Annotated in this window: 15 protein-coding genes; 8 read left to right on the top strand and 7 right to left on the bottom strand. The window is 74.8% G+C overall.

All coding sequences use genetic code 11. From position 1 onward, the window contains the following. Positions 1-11: 11 nt before the first annotated feature. Positions 12-1,145, bottom strand: coding sequence for a lytic polysaccharide monooxygenase auxiliary activity family 9 protein (locus tag GA0074704_RS21570; RefSeq protein ID WP_088972184.1), 1,134 nt, complete (start codon positions 1,143-1,145; stop codon positions 12-14). Between the two features lie 351 nt (positions 1,146-1,496). Between GA0074704_RS21570 and GA0074704_RS21565 the strand changes: the two genes are divergently transcribed. After that, positions 1,497-2,426 (top strand): carbohydrate kinase family protein, encoded by a 930-nt coding sequence (locus tag GA0074704_RS21565; RefSeq protein WP_088972183.1) that lies wholly within the window; start codon positions 1,497-1,499, stop codon positions 2,424-2,426. Positions 2,427-2,536: 110 nt separating this feature from the next. Here GA0074704_RS21565 and GA0074704_RS21560 read toward each other — a convergent pair whose 3' ends face one another. Together GA0074704_RS21560 and GA0074704_RS21555 are read right to left on the bottom strand one after the other, a co-directional pair. Then, on the bottom strand, positions 2,537-3,367 hold the full coding sequence (locus GA0074704_RS21560; RefSeq protein WP_088972182.1) for an MBL fold metallo-hydrolase: 831 nt from the start codon (positions 3,365-3,367) through the stop codon (positions 2,537-2,539). Continuing rightward, positions 3,364-3,768 (bottom strand): thioesterase family protein, encoded by a 405-nt coding sequence (locus tag GA0074704_RS21555; RefSeq protein ID WP_088972181.1) that lies wholly within the window; start codon positions 3,766-3,768, stop codon positions 3,364-3,366. Before GA0074704_RS21555 ends, GA0074704_RS21560 begins: the two co-directional genes overlap by 4 nt. Positions 3,769-3,872: 104 nt before the next feature. On the opposite strand from GA0074704_RS21555, the gene GA0074704_RS21550 reads away from it, so the two are divergent. Beyond that, positions 3,873-4,889 (top strand): phosphatase PAP2 family protein, encoded by a 1,017-nt coding sequence (locus GA0074704_RS21550; protein WP_088972180.1) that lies wholly within the window; start codon positions 3,873-3,875, stop codon positions 4,887-4,889. 40 nt (positions 4,890-4,929) lie between these two features. On the opposite strand, the gene GA0074704_RS21545 is transcribed toward GA0074704_RS21550, so the two are convergent. The 3 genes from GA0074704_RS21545 to GA0074704_RS21535 are packed head-to-tail and all read right to left on the bottom strand — an operon-like array spanning position 4,930 to position 7,199. After that, on the bottom strand, positions 4,930-6,369 hold the full coding sequence (locus GA0074704_RS21545; protein WP_088972179.1) for a PH domain-containing protein: 1,440 nt from the start codon (positions 6,367-6,369) through the stop codon (positions 4,930-4,932). Between the two features lie 55 nt (positions 6,370-6,424). After that, positions 6,425-6,946 (bottom strand): PH domain-containing protein, encoded by a 522-nt coding sequence (locus GA0074704_RS21540; RefSeq protein ID WP_088972178.1) that lies wholly within the window; start codon positions 6,944-6,946, stop codon positions 6,425-6,427. Between the two features lie 22 nt (positions 6,947-6,968). Next, entirely contained in the window at positions 6,969-7,199 is a 231-nt protein-coding gene (locus tag GA0074704_RS21535) for a hypothetical protein (RefSeq protein WP_088972177.1), read from the bottom strand. 237 nt (positions 7,200-7,436) lie between these two features. Here GA0074704_RS21535 and GA0074704_RS21530 point away from each other — a divergent pair, with 237 nt between their 5' ends. From GA0074704_RS21530 to GA0074704_RS21520, 3 genes are read left to right on the top strand one after another with little or no spacing between them, the layout of a single operon-like run. After that, a complete protein-coding gene (locus tag GA0074704_RS21530; protein WP_088972176.1) occupies positions 7,437-8,540 on the top strand; it encodes an AAA family ATPase in 1,104 nt (367 codons plus the stop codon). After that, on the top strand, positions 8,519-9,490 hold the full coding sequence (locus GA0074704_RS21525) for a DUF58 domain-containing protein (RefSeq protein ID WP_377470700.1): 972 nt from the start codon (positions 8,519-8,521) through the stop codon (positions 9,488-9,490). Before GA0074704_RS21530 ends, GA0074704_RS21525 begins: the two co-directional genes overlap by 22 nt. Further along, complete coding sequence (locus GA0074704_RS21520) at positions 9,487-10,437, top strand: VWA domain-containing protein (protein ID WP_088972175.1); 951 nt, start codon at positions 9,487-9,489, stop codon at positions 10,435-10,437. Before GA0074704_RS21525 ends, GA0074704_RS21520 begins: the two co-directional genes overlap by 4 nt. Before the next feature lie 88 nt (positions 10,438-10,525). Here GA0074704_RS21520 and GA0074704_RS29705 read toward each other — a convergent pair whose 3' ends face one another. Continuing rightward, complete coding sequence (locus GA0074704_RS29705; RefSeq protein ID WP_269458906.1) at positions 10,526-10,654, bottom strand: hypothetical protein; 129 nt, start codon at positions 10,652-10,654, stop codon at positions 10,526-10,528. Positions 10,655-11,149: 495 nt separating this feature from the next. Between GA0074704_RS29705 and fabG the strand changes: the two genes are divergently transcribed. From fabG to GA0074704_RS21500, 3 genes are all read left to right on the top strand, one after another. Continuing rightward, positions 11,150-11,854 carry a 3-oxoacyl-ACP reductase FabG gene (gene fabG, locus GA0074704_RS21510; protein ID WP_088972173.1) on the top strand — a complete coding sequence of 235 codons (705 nt, stop codon included), beginning with the start codon at positions 11,150-11,152 and terminating at the stop codon, positions 11,852-11,854. A 23-nt stretch (positions 11,855-11,877) separates the two neighbouring features. After that, on the top strand, positions 11,878-12,645 hold the full coding sequence (gene fabI, locus GA0074704_RS21505; RefSeq protein WP_088972172.1) for an enoyl-ACP reductase FabI: 768 nt from the start codon (positions 11,878-11,880) through the stop codon (positions 12,643-12,645). Between the two features lie 94 nt (positions 12,646-12,739). Beyond that, the gene (locus GA0074704_RS21500) at positions 12,740-13,771 is read left to right on the top strand and encodes a ferrochelatase (RefSeq protein WP_088973865.1); all 1,032 of its coding nucleotides are present in this window, start codon (positions 12,740-12,742) and stop codon (positions 13,769-13,771) included. Positions 13,772-13,805: the final 34 nt, after the last annotated feature.

The raw sequence follows: 13,805 nt of genomic DNA, 5'->3' as shown, positions 1-13,805 counted from the left end.
GGGCCGACAGGTCAGCGGCCGGTGCAGCTGACCGTCGGGGCGGTGTTGGCGCCCGGGGTGTTGGCGGTGAAGCCGAAGGTGGTCGTCGCCTCCGGCGCGACGGTGCCGTTCCAGGCGGCGTTGGTGACCGTCACCGCGGCCCCGCTGGTGCTCAGCGTGCCGTTCCACACCGAGTTCAGGCTCTGTCCGCTGGGCCAGGTCCAGTTCGCCGTCCAGCCCGCGTACGCGCGGGTGGTGTGGTTCATGATCGTGACCTCGCCCTGGAAGCCACCCGGCCAGGAGTTCACCACCCTGTAGACCGCCATGCACCCGCCGGCCGGCATCGTCGGCGTCGGGGTGGGCGTGGGGCTCGGCGAGGTCGGCGTCGGCGTGGGCGTCGGGCTCGGCGAGGTCGGGGTCGGCGTCGGGCCGGTGGGCGTCGGCGACGGGGCGCCGCCCGGGCCCACCCCGGTCACCTCCCCGTTGCCGCCGTCGAAGGTCACGTCCGAGCAGCCGAAGAAGTTCTCCTGGCTGTCCGAGCGGACCCAGCGGGAGTAGACGACGTGCCGGCCGCTCTTGTTCGCCGGCAGGGCGCCGGTGAAGTAGTAGTGCCCGTCGTTGGTGCCCGGCGAGCCGATCGACGGCGGGTTGGTGACGGTCAGGAACGGCTGGTCCTCCAGGTCGCTCCAGGCCAGCGGCCGGGTCGGGCTCCAGCTGTCCTTCGTGACGTAGAAGTAGAAGGTGCCCGGGTGGTGCGCCCAGTTGCTGTACCGGAACTCCATCGTCCGCCCGGCGGTCAGGTGGGTGACCGGCCAGTCCGTGCGGGCGGCGTCGTAGCCGGCGTAGCCCGGGTTGCCGCCGCTGCACAGCTTGCCGTCCGGGATGAAGCCCACGGTCCGGCCGCCGGCGTCGGAGCGCAGCACGCCGAACCAGTTGTAGAGCGAGTTCGCCCCGCTCTCGGCGACCGCCACGGCGCACGCCGGGTTGTTCGGCTTGATCTCCCCGGTGGCGCTCAGGCCGTCCTTCCAGCACAGGTACGTCCGGGCGCCCGGGGTCATCGCCGCACCGTGCGCGGCGGCCGGGTCGGAGCCGGTGGCCAGGGCGAACGCCCCGGCGACGAGGGTGACGGCCGCGGTGAGCAACGCGGCCGTACGGGATCGGTGCACGGGTTCTCCTTCGTGGTGGGGGAGCCCGCTGACGCGTGCGGCGGTGCCCGGCCGGCCCGCGGCGACAGGGGGACGATCGTGCGGCCGGCGTGTCCGGTCCGGCGGGGAACCGGCGTACGCGGGCCGTCGTCGGTCCGCCCGTGGCGGACCGGTGCCCTCGCGTCGAACCCGGCGCCGGTGGCGCGGCAGCCCCCACGCCCTCCCGGCACCGCCGATCCCAACACGCCCCGACACGGAAGGCAATAGGCATTCCTCGATGTGCGGGATTCGCCGGCGGTTACCGTGGCGGGAACGCCCGGCGGGGCGCGTACTGTGCCAGCCTGGACATGACCGGCGGACGCGGGAGGCGATGTGGGTTACGCGGTGGTGCTCGGCGAGGCGCTGGTCGATCTGCTCGACGCCGAGAGCGAGGGCCGACCGGTCTTCCGGCAGGAGATCGGCGGCGGCCCGCTCAACGTGGCGGTCGGGGTGGCCCGGCTCGGCGGCACGGCACAGTTCGTCGGCTCGCTCGGCGACGACGTCCTGGCCGACCGGATCCGCGCCTTCCTGAGCGCCGCCGGGGTGGGCCTGGCCGGGACGGTCACCGTCGCGGCCCCGACCGCGCTCGCGGTGGCCACCCACGCCGGCCCCGAACCGGACTTCCGCTTCTACGGCGAGCCGCCGTCGTACGGGCTGCTCACCGCGGACGACCTCGACGTCGCCCTGGTCGAGGGCGCCGACGTGCTCTACGCCGGGTCGATCGTGCTGCTGAGCCCGCCGGTGCTGGCCGCCGCCCGTCGGGCCTGGTCGCTCGCCACCGGCCTGCGCGTCCTCGACCCCAACGTGCGTCCCCGGCTGCTCGACGGCCCGGCCGCGCTGGCCGGGCTCCGCGAGATCGTGGTCGAGTTCGCCGCCGGGGCGCACCTGGTGAAGCTCAGCTCCGCCGACGCCGCGCTGCTCTGGCCGGGGGAGCCCGTCGAGGGCGTCGCCGCGTACCTGCGGGAGCTGGGCGCGGGAAGCGTGGTGGTCACCCTGGGCGCGGACGGCGCGGTGGTCGCCGCCGGCCCCGATCCGGTGCGCGTCCCCGCGCCGAAGGTCCGCGCGGTGGACGCCACCGGCGCGGGCGACTCGGTGATGGCCGCGCTCATCGCCGACCTGCTGGTCGACGGCGAGCCGGCCGAGCCGACCGGCTGGCACGAGCGGGTGGCGTTCGCGCTGCGGGTCGCCGGCCTGGTCTGCGAGTCACCGGGCGGCGCCGTCTCGATGCCCACCCGCGCCGAGGTGCTGCGCCGCTACACCTGAGGCGGGCCGCTCCGGCCTGAGCCGGGCCGCTCCGCCTGGGCCGGGCCCTCCGCCTGGGCCGGGCTCTCTGCCTGGGCCGAGCCGCTCCGCCTGGGCCGGGCGCTCCGGCTTCAGGCCGTGCCGTCGAGCTCGGCGTAGCCGCGCCGGGCGGCGACCAGCCCCGGCCGGGCGCCGAACGGGCTCTCGGCGGCCACCCGCTCCGGCGGCGCGTCCGCCGTGTGCGCGGCCCGGATCAGCCACGCCTGGTCCACCAGCCGGCGGTGCTGCTCCCGGACGAAGTCCACCCCGACCGGCTCGCCGTGTCCCGGCACCACCACCGTCGCCCCGGTGGCCAGCCGGAGCAGGTCGGCCACCGCGTCCGGCCAGCGCAGCGGGTACGAGTCCTCGAACGCCGGGGGCCCGCTCTGCTCCACCAGGTCCCCGACGACCAGCACGTCCGCGTCCGGCACGTGCACCACCAGGTCGGCGTCGGTGTGTCCGTGGCCCGGGTGGCGCAGCACGACCCGCCGGCCGCCGACGTCGAGCACCGTCTCGGTGTGCACGGTGTGCGTCGGGGCCAGCAGCTCCGTGCCGGCCAGCTCGGCGGCCAGCTCCGGCCGCTCGTCGCGCATCTCCTCGTACGCCTGCCGGCGCAGCCGCTCCGGGTCGCGCAGCGCCGCCGCGGCCACCTCGTGCGCGTACACCGGGCGGGGTGGGTCGGCGGCGAGCGTCGCGTTGCCGAAGCAGTGGTCGAAGTGGTGGTGGGTGTTCACGATCGTCCACGGGGCCGGGGTGACCGCCCGGGCGGCGGCGGCCAGCTCGGCGGCCTGCCCGGCGGTGGAGAGGGTGTCCACCAGCAGCGCCGCGCCGTCGCCGACCACCAGGGTGACGTTCACCTCCAGCAGCGGTTCGCGCAGCACGTGCACCCGGTCGGCGACCTCGACGAACCGCAGGCCGCTCACGCCGTCCCCCCGGCCCGGGCCACGAAGCGCTCGCGGTCCACCAGCACCCGCTCCACCCGGCCCCGCGCCACCGTCTCCGCCCCGTCGGTGACGGCGACCTCGAAGGCCAGCCGGCGTCCCTGTACGGCCGACAGCCGGGCCTGCGCCACCACCGTGCGGCCGACCGGTGTGGCGGCCAGGTGCTCCAGCTCGACCCGGGTTCCGACGGTGGTCCGGCCGGCCGGCATCCGGGCCGCCGTGGCGGCGACCGTCGCGGCCTCGGCCAGGGCGAGCACCCGTGGCGTACCCAGCACCGGCACGTCCCCGGAGCCCACCGCTCGCGCGGTGTCGGCATCGGTCACGGTCAACTCGACCCGGCCCGTCAGCCCGGTCTCGAAGGGCTGCTCCGGCTGCTCCTGCATGGCCCCAGCCTAGGGGGTGACCGGGCGGGCCGAGCGGACCGCGCGGACCCCGCCGCAAGGGTGGGCGTCCGGTCCGCCGGCACCCGCCGTTAACCTGGATCGCGATGGCCGTCGTGACTGAGCCCCAGCCCCCCGCCCCCTCCGGTCCCCGCGTACCGGCCGACGGCGGGCGTCGCCGCGTGGTCGCGATGGCGATCTGGGGCGTCGCCTTCGTCGTCTGCTGGCTGGCCATCGGCCTGCCGACCGACCCGGCGTACGCCTTCGTCTGGATCTGGGCGGGCACCATCGCATGGAACTCGTCCCGCCCCTGGCGCAGCCACCTCCAGTTCGGCCGGGACTGGCTGCCGGTGGTGCTGCTCTTCGTCGCGTACAACCTCTCCCGGGGTTTCGCCGACAACGGCGTCACCCCGCACGCGCTGGAGCTGATCGTCGCCGACCGGTTCCTGCTCGGCTGGGCGACCGGCGGGCAGGTGCCGACCGTCTGGCTCCAGGAGCACCTCTACCGTCCCGAGGTGCACTGGTACGACGTGCTGGCCAGCTGGGTCTACTTCTCGCACTTCGTGGTGACGCTGGCCGCCGCCGCGGTGCTCTGGGTGCGCAACCGGCACCGCTGGGGGGCGTACATGCGCCGCTGGGGGTTCCTCTGCGCCAGCGGCCTGGTCACCTACTTCCTCTACCCGGCCGCCCCTCCGTGGTGGGCCGCCCAGAACGGGCTGCTCCCCGAGGTGGCCCGGATCTCCACCCGCGGGTGGAAGGAGTTCGGCATGCACGGCGCCGGCAACGTGCTCAACGCCGGCCAGATCGCCTCGAACCCGGTCGCCGCGATGCCGTCCCTGCACACCGCGTGGGCGCTGTTCGTGGTGGTCTTCTTCATGCCGTCGGTGCGCCGGCGCTGGTGGCCGCTGCTGCTGGCGTACCCGCTGGCGATGACCTTCACCCTGGTCTACAGCGGCGAGCACTACATCATCGACGTCCTGGTCGGCTGGGCGTACGTGGGCATGGCGTTCCTGGTGGTCGGCCTGGCCGAGCGCGGCTGGGCCGCCTGGCGGGCCCGGCGCCGGCCGGCCGGGGCGGTCCCGGCCGACGACCCGGACCCGGCCCCGGAGCCGGCCGCCCGCTGACCCGATCCTGCGCGCGGGCCGCCCGGCTTGTCCGGTCGGCTCAGCGTGCGCGTCGCGCGGCGTGCGCCCGCTCGGCCAGCTCGGCCGCGAGGACCCACGCCTCGGCCACGTCGCGGTGCGGCGCCGCCGCCCCGGCCCCGCCGGCGGTGTCCGCGTGCACGGTGGCCAGCCGCAACCGCCGCTGCACCGGCCCCTGAACCACCCGCACGCTCTGGATCCGGGCGTACGGCACCAGCGCCAACCGGCGGGTCAGCAGACCGGAGCGGGCCACGAAGACCCGCTCGTCCAGGCCGGCGCCGAGCGCCTGCCGGCTCAGCGGTCGCAGCCAGCGGGCCCGCCGCGGCGGCGCCGTCGTGGGCAGCTCCGCCAGCCGTACGCCCGGCAGCACCTCCGCCACGACGAGCTCCCCGGCGGCCCGGTCACCCACCGGCAGCAGCCGGTCCGGCCGGTTCCGGTCGTCCGGTTCGGCGCCCGAGTAGCCGGCCACCTCCAGCCGCAGCCGCAGCCAGCCCTTCGGCCGCCACAGCAGCGGCCAGGTCACCCCGACGGTCTGCACCCGCCGCAGCGGCACCGTCTGCGCCCGGGTCTCCAGCAGCCCGTTGCGGATCCGCAGCGTGTCGTCGTCGCGGGCCAGCCGGAAGTTCCAGTCGTCGAGCACCCGGCGGACCGGCTGGAGCAGCACGCCGGCCATCGCGGTCAGCGTGCTGGCCACCGCGATGAACGACCAGGAACCCTCGGAGAGGAACTGGGCCACCACGAAGAGCAGGCCGAACGGGAGCAGGAACGCCTGCGGGGTGAGCAGCTGGCTGACCAGCAGGTCGTTGTTGCGTACCCCGTGCAGCAGCCGTCCGGGCGGCTCGGCCGACACACCCTCATGGGTCGCGGCGCCGGCCGGCACCGGGCACGCCGCCGGCGCCCGGCCGGCCAGGTCCAGCAGCCGGCGGCGCAGGGCGGCGGCCTCACCGACCCCGAGGTACGCCAGCGGCGCCTCGGTCTTGCCTCCGCCGACCACCTCCAGGCGCAGCTCGGCCAGGCCGGTGAGCTGCGCCAACAGCGGCCGGACCACCTCCACGGCCTGCAACCGCTCCAACGGGATCGCCCGGGTACGCCGCCAGAGCAGCCCCTCGTGCACCCGCAGCTCCCGCCCGACCACCTGGTAGCCGGTGTTGTACCAGCTGATCACGGCCAGCACCGTGGCGCCGAGCGCGAGCAGCGCCACCATCGCCGCGAACCAGCCGAGACCGACCCGGGACAGCGTCGACCAGGACAGGCCGGCGATCACCACGACCAGCGACTTGGCACCGTGCAGGGCGGGGCTGAGCGGGTGCAGCCGGCGACGCGGCTCCTCACCCGCCGGCCCACCGGGCGGCGGCGCGGGCCACGGCTGCCCGTTGGGCGGTGGCGCCGGCCACGGGTGGTGGACCGACGGGGGAGCCGGCGGGGAACCGGTGGGACCGTGCTCGGGGCCTCCGTCAGTCATCGGGTCGCCTTGGTTCGCGACTGCGGGGCTCGCAGGCCCGGCTCACTCCTCGCGCTCACAGACCCTCCGCGCGGTCCTCGCCCAGCGCGGTCAGCCGGTCGCGCAGCCGCGACGCCTCGGCGGGGCGCAGCCCGGGCACCCGGGCGTCGCTCGCCGCCGCGGCGGTGTGCAGCTGCACGGTGGCCAGGTCGAAGGCGCGCTCCAGGGGCCCGGCGCTGACGTCGACGAACTGCATTCGGGAGTACGGGACGATGGAGAGCCGGCGGACCAGCAGCCCGTGCCGCACCAGCAGGTCGTCGGGGCGCTCGGCGTACCCCCAGGCCCGGACCGCGCGGACGATGGTGACCGCCCGCCACGCGCCGGCGAGCACGGCCAGCGCCAGGGCGAAGCCGAACGCCCGCACACCGGTCAAGGCCCAGGCCACCGCCAGCCCGAACAGCACCACGCCGAGCAGCACCGCCAGCCGGACCAGCTCCACCCAGATCAGGTCGCGGGAGATGGGCTGCCACCGGACCGTGTCCGGCCAGGGCTCCAGGGGGCCGGCCGGGGCCGGCCCGCCGTTCTCGTCACCGGTCACCGGTCTGATCCGCTGCGCTGACTCACCCTTCGAGGGTAGGCGATGCGGGGGCCGGCACCACCTCCCGCAGGAAGCCACGCGCCGCCAGGAAGTCGCCGAGCGACTCCCGATGGTCGGCGCACGCCAGCCAGGTCTTGCGCCGGTCGGCGTCGTGCAGGCGGGGATTGTTCCAGCGCAATGCCCACAACGCCGGGGCGCGGCAGCCGCGCGCCGAGCAGACCGGTGCCTCGTCGGCAGGTGGGGGAGACGTCATCCGGGCGAGTCTAGGGGCCGGGACGAGAGGTTTGAGCGCCGGGCGGCCACGGGGGGAGCCGCCCGGCGACGGGTGAATGGTACACACGCCGTACCCCTCCGTGTCCACCCGTGTTCGGCGATTCGACGGACCGGACGCGGTGGCGAAAATGGGGTTCTCCGCTCCTCGGCTCCCAGCCGGGCATGACAGTCTTGGTACGCACCACGCCGCGACGACCGATCATGCTGTGGAGGACCGGTGGCCCAGCCGACCACGCCCGATGCCCCGACACCGACCGGCACCGCGCCGGGCACGCCCGCGCCAGTGACCACCCCGGCCGAGGACGCCACGCTGCTCGAGCGGGCGCTGTTCGAGATCAAACGGGTCATCGTCGGCCAGGACCGGATGGTCGAGCGGATGTTCGTGGCGCTGCTGGCCCGGGGGCACTGCCTGCTGGAGGGGGTGCCCGGGGTGGCCAAGACCCTGGCCGTGGAGACCATGGCCCGGGTGGTCGGTGGCTCCTTCGCCCGGGTCCAGTTCACCCCGGACCTGGTGCCCGCCGACATCATGGGCACCCGGATCTACCGGCAGTCCAGCGAGAAGTTCGACGTCGAGCTCGGGCCGGTCTTCGTCAACTTCCTGCTCGCCGACGAGATCAACCGGGCCCCGGCCAAGGTGCAGTCCGCGCTGCTGGAGGTGATGAGCGAGCGGCAGGTCTCCATCGGCGGCGAGTCGCACCGGGTGCCGAACCCGTTCCTGGTGATGGCCACCCAGAACCCGATCGAGCAGGAGGGCGTCTACCCGCTGCCCGAGGCGCAGCGCGACCGGTTCCTGATGAAGATCGTGGTCGGCTACCCGACCGACGCCGAGGAGCGGGAGATCGTCTACCGGATGGGGGTGGCGCCGCCCGAGCCGGTGCCCGTCTTCACCACCTCGGACCTGCTCGCGCTCCAGCACAAGGCCGACCAGGTCTTCGTGCACAACGCCCTGGTCGACTACGCGGTCCGGCTGGTGCTGGCCACCCGTACGCCGGCGGAGCACGGCATGCCGGACGTCGCCCGCCTCATCCAGTACGGCGCCAGCCCGCGCGCCTCGCTCGGCCTGGTCCGGGCCACCCGCGCGCTGGCACTGCTGCGCGGCCGCGACTACGCGCTGCCGCAGGACGTGCAGGACATCGCGCCGGACATCCTGCGGCACCGGCTGGTGCTCAGCTACGACGCGCTCGCCGACGACGTGCCCGCCGACCACGTGGTGCACCGGGTGATGTCCACCATCCCGCTGCCCTCGGTCGCGCCCCGGCAGCAGGCCACCCCGCCGCCGGTCGCGCCGCCCGGCGCCGGCTGGCCCGGGCAGCGGCCGTGACCCGACCGGAGCTCTCCCCGGCCGTGGACGGCGGCGGCCGTACCGAGGCGGTGCTGTCCCGGCTGCAACTGATGGTCACCCGCAAGCTGGACGGGCTGCTCCAGGGCGACTACGCCGGTCTGCTCCCCGGCCCGGGCAGCGAGGCGGGCGAGTCCCGGGAGTACCGCCCCGGCGACGACGTACGCCGGATGGACTGGCCGGTCACCGCCCGCACCACCATGCCGCACGTACGGCGGACCGTGGCCGACCGGGAACTGGAGACCTGGCTGGCGGTGGACCTGTCGGCCAGCCTCGACTTCGGCACCGGCCAGTGGCTCAAGCGGGACGTGGTGGTCGCCGCGGCGGCCGCCCTGGCCCACCTGACCGTGCGCGGCGGCAACCGGATCGGCGCGGTGGTCGGCACCGGCGACCCGGCCGGGCACGGGGGAGCGGGGACCGTGCTGCGGTTGCCCGCCCGCAACGGGCGCAAGGAGGCGCAGGGACTGCTGCGGGCCATCGCCGGCACCCCGGTCCGTCCCGGGCGCAGTGACCTGGGCGCCTTGGTCGACCTGCTCAACCGCCCGCCCCGGCGGCGTGGCCTGGCCGTGGTCGTCTCGGACTTCCTGGCACCGCCGGAGCAGTGGGGGCGGCCGATCCGTAAGCTCCGGTTCCGGCACGACGTGCTGGCGATCGAGGTGGTCGACCCGCGCGAGTTGGAGCTGCCCGACGTGGGGGTGCTGCCGGTGGTCGACCCGGAGACCGGGGAGCTGCACGAGGTGCAGACCGCCGACCCGCGGCTGCGCCGCCGCTACGCCGAGTCGGCCGCCGCCCAGCGTGCCGCGATCTCCACCACCCTGCGCGGCGCCGGTGCCGCCCACCTGCGCCTGCGTACCGACCGAGACTGGCTGCTGGACATGGTGCGGTTCGTCGCCGCGCAGCGGCACGCCCGCACCCGGGGGACGACACGATGATCCGTTTTCTGCAACCGTGGTGGCTGCTGGCGGTGCTGCCGGTGCTCGCCCTGGCCGCCGCGTACGTCTGGCGGCAGCGGCGGCGCAAGGCGTACGCGATGCGGTTCACCAACGTGGACCTGCTGCGCACCCTGGCCCCGAAGGGGTTGGGCTGGCGGCGGCACGCCCCGGCCACCGCGTTCCTGCTCTGCCTGCTGATCCTCGCCACGGCGCTGGCCCGGCCGGCGATGGACACCCGGGAGCCGTTGGAGCGGGCCACGGTCATGCTCGCCATCGACGTGTCGCTGTCCATGCAGGCCGACGACGTGACGCCGAACCGGCTGGAGGCGGCGCAGGAGGCGGCCAAGCAGTTCGTCGGGGAGCTGCCGGCCAGCTACAACCTGGGGCTGGTCTCGTTCGCCAAGTCGGCCAACGTGCTGGTCTCGCCGACCAAGGACCGCGGCGCGGTGACCAGCGCCATCGACGGGCTGGTGCTGGCCGAGTCGACGGCCACCGGTGAGGCGGTCTTCACCTGCCTGGAGGCGATCCGGTCGGTGCCCGCCGACGGCGCCGCCGGCATCCCACCGGCCCGGATCGTGCTGCTCTCCGACGGCTACCGCACGTCCGGCCGCTCCGTGGAGGAGGCGGCCGCGGCGGCGCAGGCGGCCAACGTGCCGGTTTCCACGATCGCCTTCGGCACCGACTCGGGCCAGGTCGACATCGGCGGGCAGTTGCAGCGGGTGCCGGTGGACCGGATGGCCCTGGCGGAGTTGGCCGAGAGCACCGAGGGGTACTTCTACGAGGCGGCCTCGGTGAGCGAGCTGAAGCAGGTCTACCAGGACATGGGCAGCTCGATCGGGTTCCGCACCGAACCTCGCGAGGTCACCCAGTGGTACGCCGGCATCGCCCTGCTGCTGGCGCTCTGCGCCGGCGCGATGAGCCTGCTCTGGACGTCCCGCCTGCTGTGACGCCGGCGGTCCGGCCCGGGCGCGGTGGCGCGTCCGGGCCGCCGGGCGGCGGCGCGACCTCCGGGCCGCCGAAGGGCGCCCGGCGGGGTCAGTGGCCGGCGCCGGTGAGGACGAACAGGACGGCCACCCAGACGGCGGCGAGGGTGAAGCCCAGCGGGGCGACGTAACGGCTCATGGATGGCTCCGGGTGGCGACTGGGCGGCCGGGCGTGGACCACCGGACCGCAGGGGTGGATCAGGACGCGCGCACACGAAGTCGTGACCGGGGTGCTCCGCCGCGGGACGGCACGTGCCACCTGCCCCGGCCGGTGGCCGAGGAGCGGGCGGTGCGGGGAGCGGGATCTGGGTCAGCTCACCTGACTGAGTCGTGGCTCAGCGGGGCTGACGGGCGGCCCGGCCACGACTGGGAGGATCGCTATCTCGCACAGCGATCACCTCCTGGAGTCGGCGGGGCTCGGCGGCGGGCCGGGAACCGGTCCGCGAACGGGGATCATCGTACACCGGCGGCGCGGTGCGGGCGCGGCCGGGCGCGGGGCCCACAACGCCTTCGCCGCAACGGATTCCGCCCCTGCCGACAGCGCCCGCCCCGGTCACCCGAGCGGGCCACGAGCCAGGGGCCTGACCAGGGGTGACGTCGCCGCCGTTAGCGCTTACCTGTCGGTAACGCCTAGGCTCGCCTCCGACCGAGATCGGCTGAGCAGAGGGGGAACCCAGTGGCCCGTACCGTGCTGGTGACCGGCGGCAACCGCGGGATCGGCCTGGCCATCGCGCAGGCGTTCGCCAAGCAGGGCGACCGGGTGGCGGTGACGACCCGCTCCGGCGAGGCGCCCGAGGGGCTGTTCGGGGTGAAGTGCGATGTCACCGACGGCGATTCGGTCGACGCGGCGTTCACCGCCGTCGAGGCGGAGCTCGGCCCGGTGGAGGTGCTGGTCGCCAACGCCGGCATCACCGACGACACGCTGATCATGCGGATGTCCGAGGAGCAGTTCACCCGGGTGCTGGACACCAACCTCACCGGCGCGTTCCGCTGCGCCAAGCGGGCCTCGACGAAGATGCTGCGCGCCAAGTGGGGCCGCATGATCTTCATCTCCTCGGTGGTCGGCCTCTACGGCGGCGCCGGCCAGGTCAACTACGCCGCCAGCAAGGCCGGCCTGGTGGGCGTGGCCCGCTCCATCACCCGCGAGCTGGGCGGCCGGAACATCACCGCGAACGTGGTGGCCCCCGGCTTCATCGACACCGACATGACCGCCGCCCTGCCCGAGGAACGGCGCACCGAATACCGCAAGGCCATCCCGGCCGGCCGGTTCGCCGCCCCGGAGGAGGTCGCCGGCGTGGTCACCTGGCTGGCCGGCGACGCGGCCGGCTACATCTCCGGCGCGGTCGTCCCGGTCGACGGCGGCCTGGGCATGGGTCACTGAGAAAGTACGGAGGAAACGACGATATGTCCGGACTGCTCGCCGGTAAGCGGCTGCTGGTCACCGGCGTCATCACCGACGCCTCGATCGCCTTCTCGGTGGCGAAGCTCGCCCAGGAGAACGGCGCCCAGGTCGTGCTCACCGGCTACGGCCGGCTCTCCCTGGTCGAGCGGATCGCCAAGCGGCTGCCCGAGCCGGCCCCGGTGATCGAGCTGGACGTGACCAGTCCCGAGCACCTCGCCGGCCTCGCCGACAAGGTTCGCGAGCACGTCGACGGCCTCGACGGCGTGGTCCACTCGATCGGCTTCGCCCCGCAGAGCTGCCTCGGCGGCGGTTTCCTCGACGCGCCGTGGGAGGACGTGGCCACCGCGCTGCAGGTCTCCACGTACTCGTACAAGTCCCTGGCGATGGCGGCGCTGCCGCTGATGTCCGCCGGCGGCGCCGTGGTCGGCCTCACCTTCGACGCCACGAAGGCCTGGCCGGTGTACGACTGGATGGGCGTGGCCAAGGCCGGACTGGAGTCCGCCTCCCGCTATCTCGCCCTGCACCTGGGCAAGCAGGGCATCCGCAGCAACCTGGTGGCCGCCGGGCCGCTGCGCACCATCGCCGCCAAGTCCATCCCCGGCTTCGACCAGTTCGAGGACGCCTGGACGCAGCGGGCCCCGCTGGGCTGGAGCCTCACCGACCAGGAGCCCGCCGCTCGCGCCTGCCTGGCGCTGCTGTCGGACTGGTTCCCGGCCACCACCGGCGAGATCGTCCACGTCGACGGCGGCTACCACGCCATCGGCGCCTGACCGACGCGCGCGAACGGGCCGGGGTGGGCACCCCGGCCCGTTCGTAACCGCCCCGACCAGGGGGCGTCACGGCGGGCGGGGAAGAATGGGGACCATGGCGTACGACGCGTTGGTGCTGGTCTCCTTCGGTGGCCCGGAGCGGCCCGAGGACGTGCTTCCCTTCCTGCAGAACGTGACCCGGGGCCGGGGGGTGCCCCCGGAGCGGCTCGCCGAGGTCGCCGAGCACTACCTGCACTTCGGCGGGGTCTCCCCGATCAACCAGCAGTGCCGTGACCTGCTCGCCGCGATCCGCGACGACTTCGCGGCGAACGGCATCGACCTGCCGGTCTACTGGGGCAACCGGAACTGGGACCCGATGCTCGCCGACACCGTGGCGCAGATGCGCGACGACGGGGTCGAGCGGGCGCTGGCCTTCGTGACCAGCGCGTACGGCGGGTACTCGTCCTGCCGGCAGTACCAGGAGGACATCGCGGCGGCCCGTGCGGCGGTCGGCCCGGACGCCCCGGTGATCGAGAAGCTGCGCCAGTTCTGGGACCACCCGGGCTTCGTCGAGCCGCACGCCGACGCGGTACGCGCCGCCCTGGCCCAGCTCGACCCGGCGAAGCGGGACAGCACCCGGCTGGTCTTCACCGCCCACTCCATCCCCAGCTCGGCGGCGGCCACCGCCGGCCCGACCGGCGGCCGGTACACCGCCCAGATGGCGGAGACGGCCCGCCTGGTGCACGCCGCCGCCGCGCCCGACCTGCCGTACGACCTGGTCTGGCAGAGCCGCTCCGGCCCGCCGCAGGTGCCGTGGCTGGAGCCGGACATCAACGACCACCTGACCGCGCTCGTCGAGCAGGGCGTCACCAGCGTGGTGGTCAGCCCGATCGGGTTCGTCTCGGACCACCTGGAGGTGGTGTGGGACCTGGACACCGAGGCCCTGGAGACCGCCAAGCAGCTCGGGCTGGACTTCGTCCGGGCCGGCACCCCGGGCACCGACCCGCGGTTCGTGGCGATGGTCCGCGAGCTGGTGGCCGAGCGCACCACCCCGGACGGGGAGCGGCTGCGCCGCCGCCTCGGCGAGTTGCCGATGTGGGACACCTGCCCCACGCCGTGCTGCGTGCCGGCCGCCCGCCGGCCGTGAGCCGGAACCGACCTCCGACACCCCTGGGGACGAC

It is taken from the genome of Micromonospora siamensis (assembly GCF_900090305.1).
GTDB lineage: Bacteria > Actinomycetota > Actinomycetes > Mycobacteriales > Micromonosporaceae > Micromonospora > Micromonospora siamensis.
Note: the sequence above shows the minus strand (reverse complement) of the source record. Positions and strands in the feature narration are given on the sequence as shown.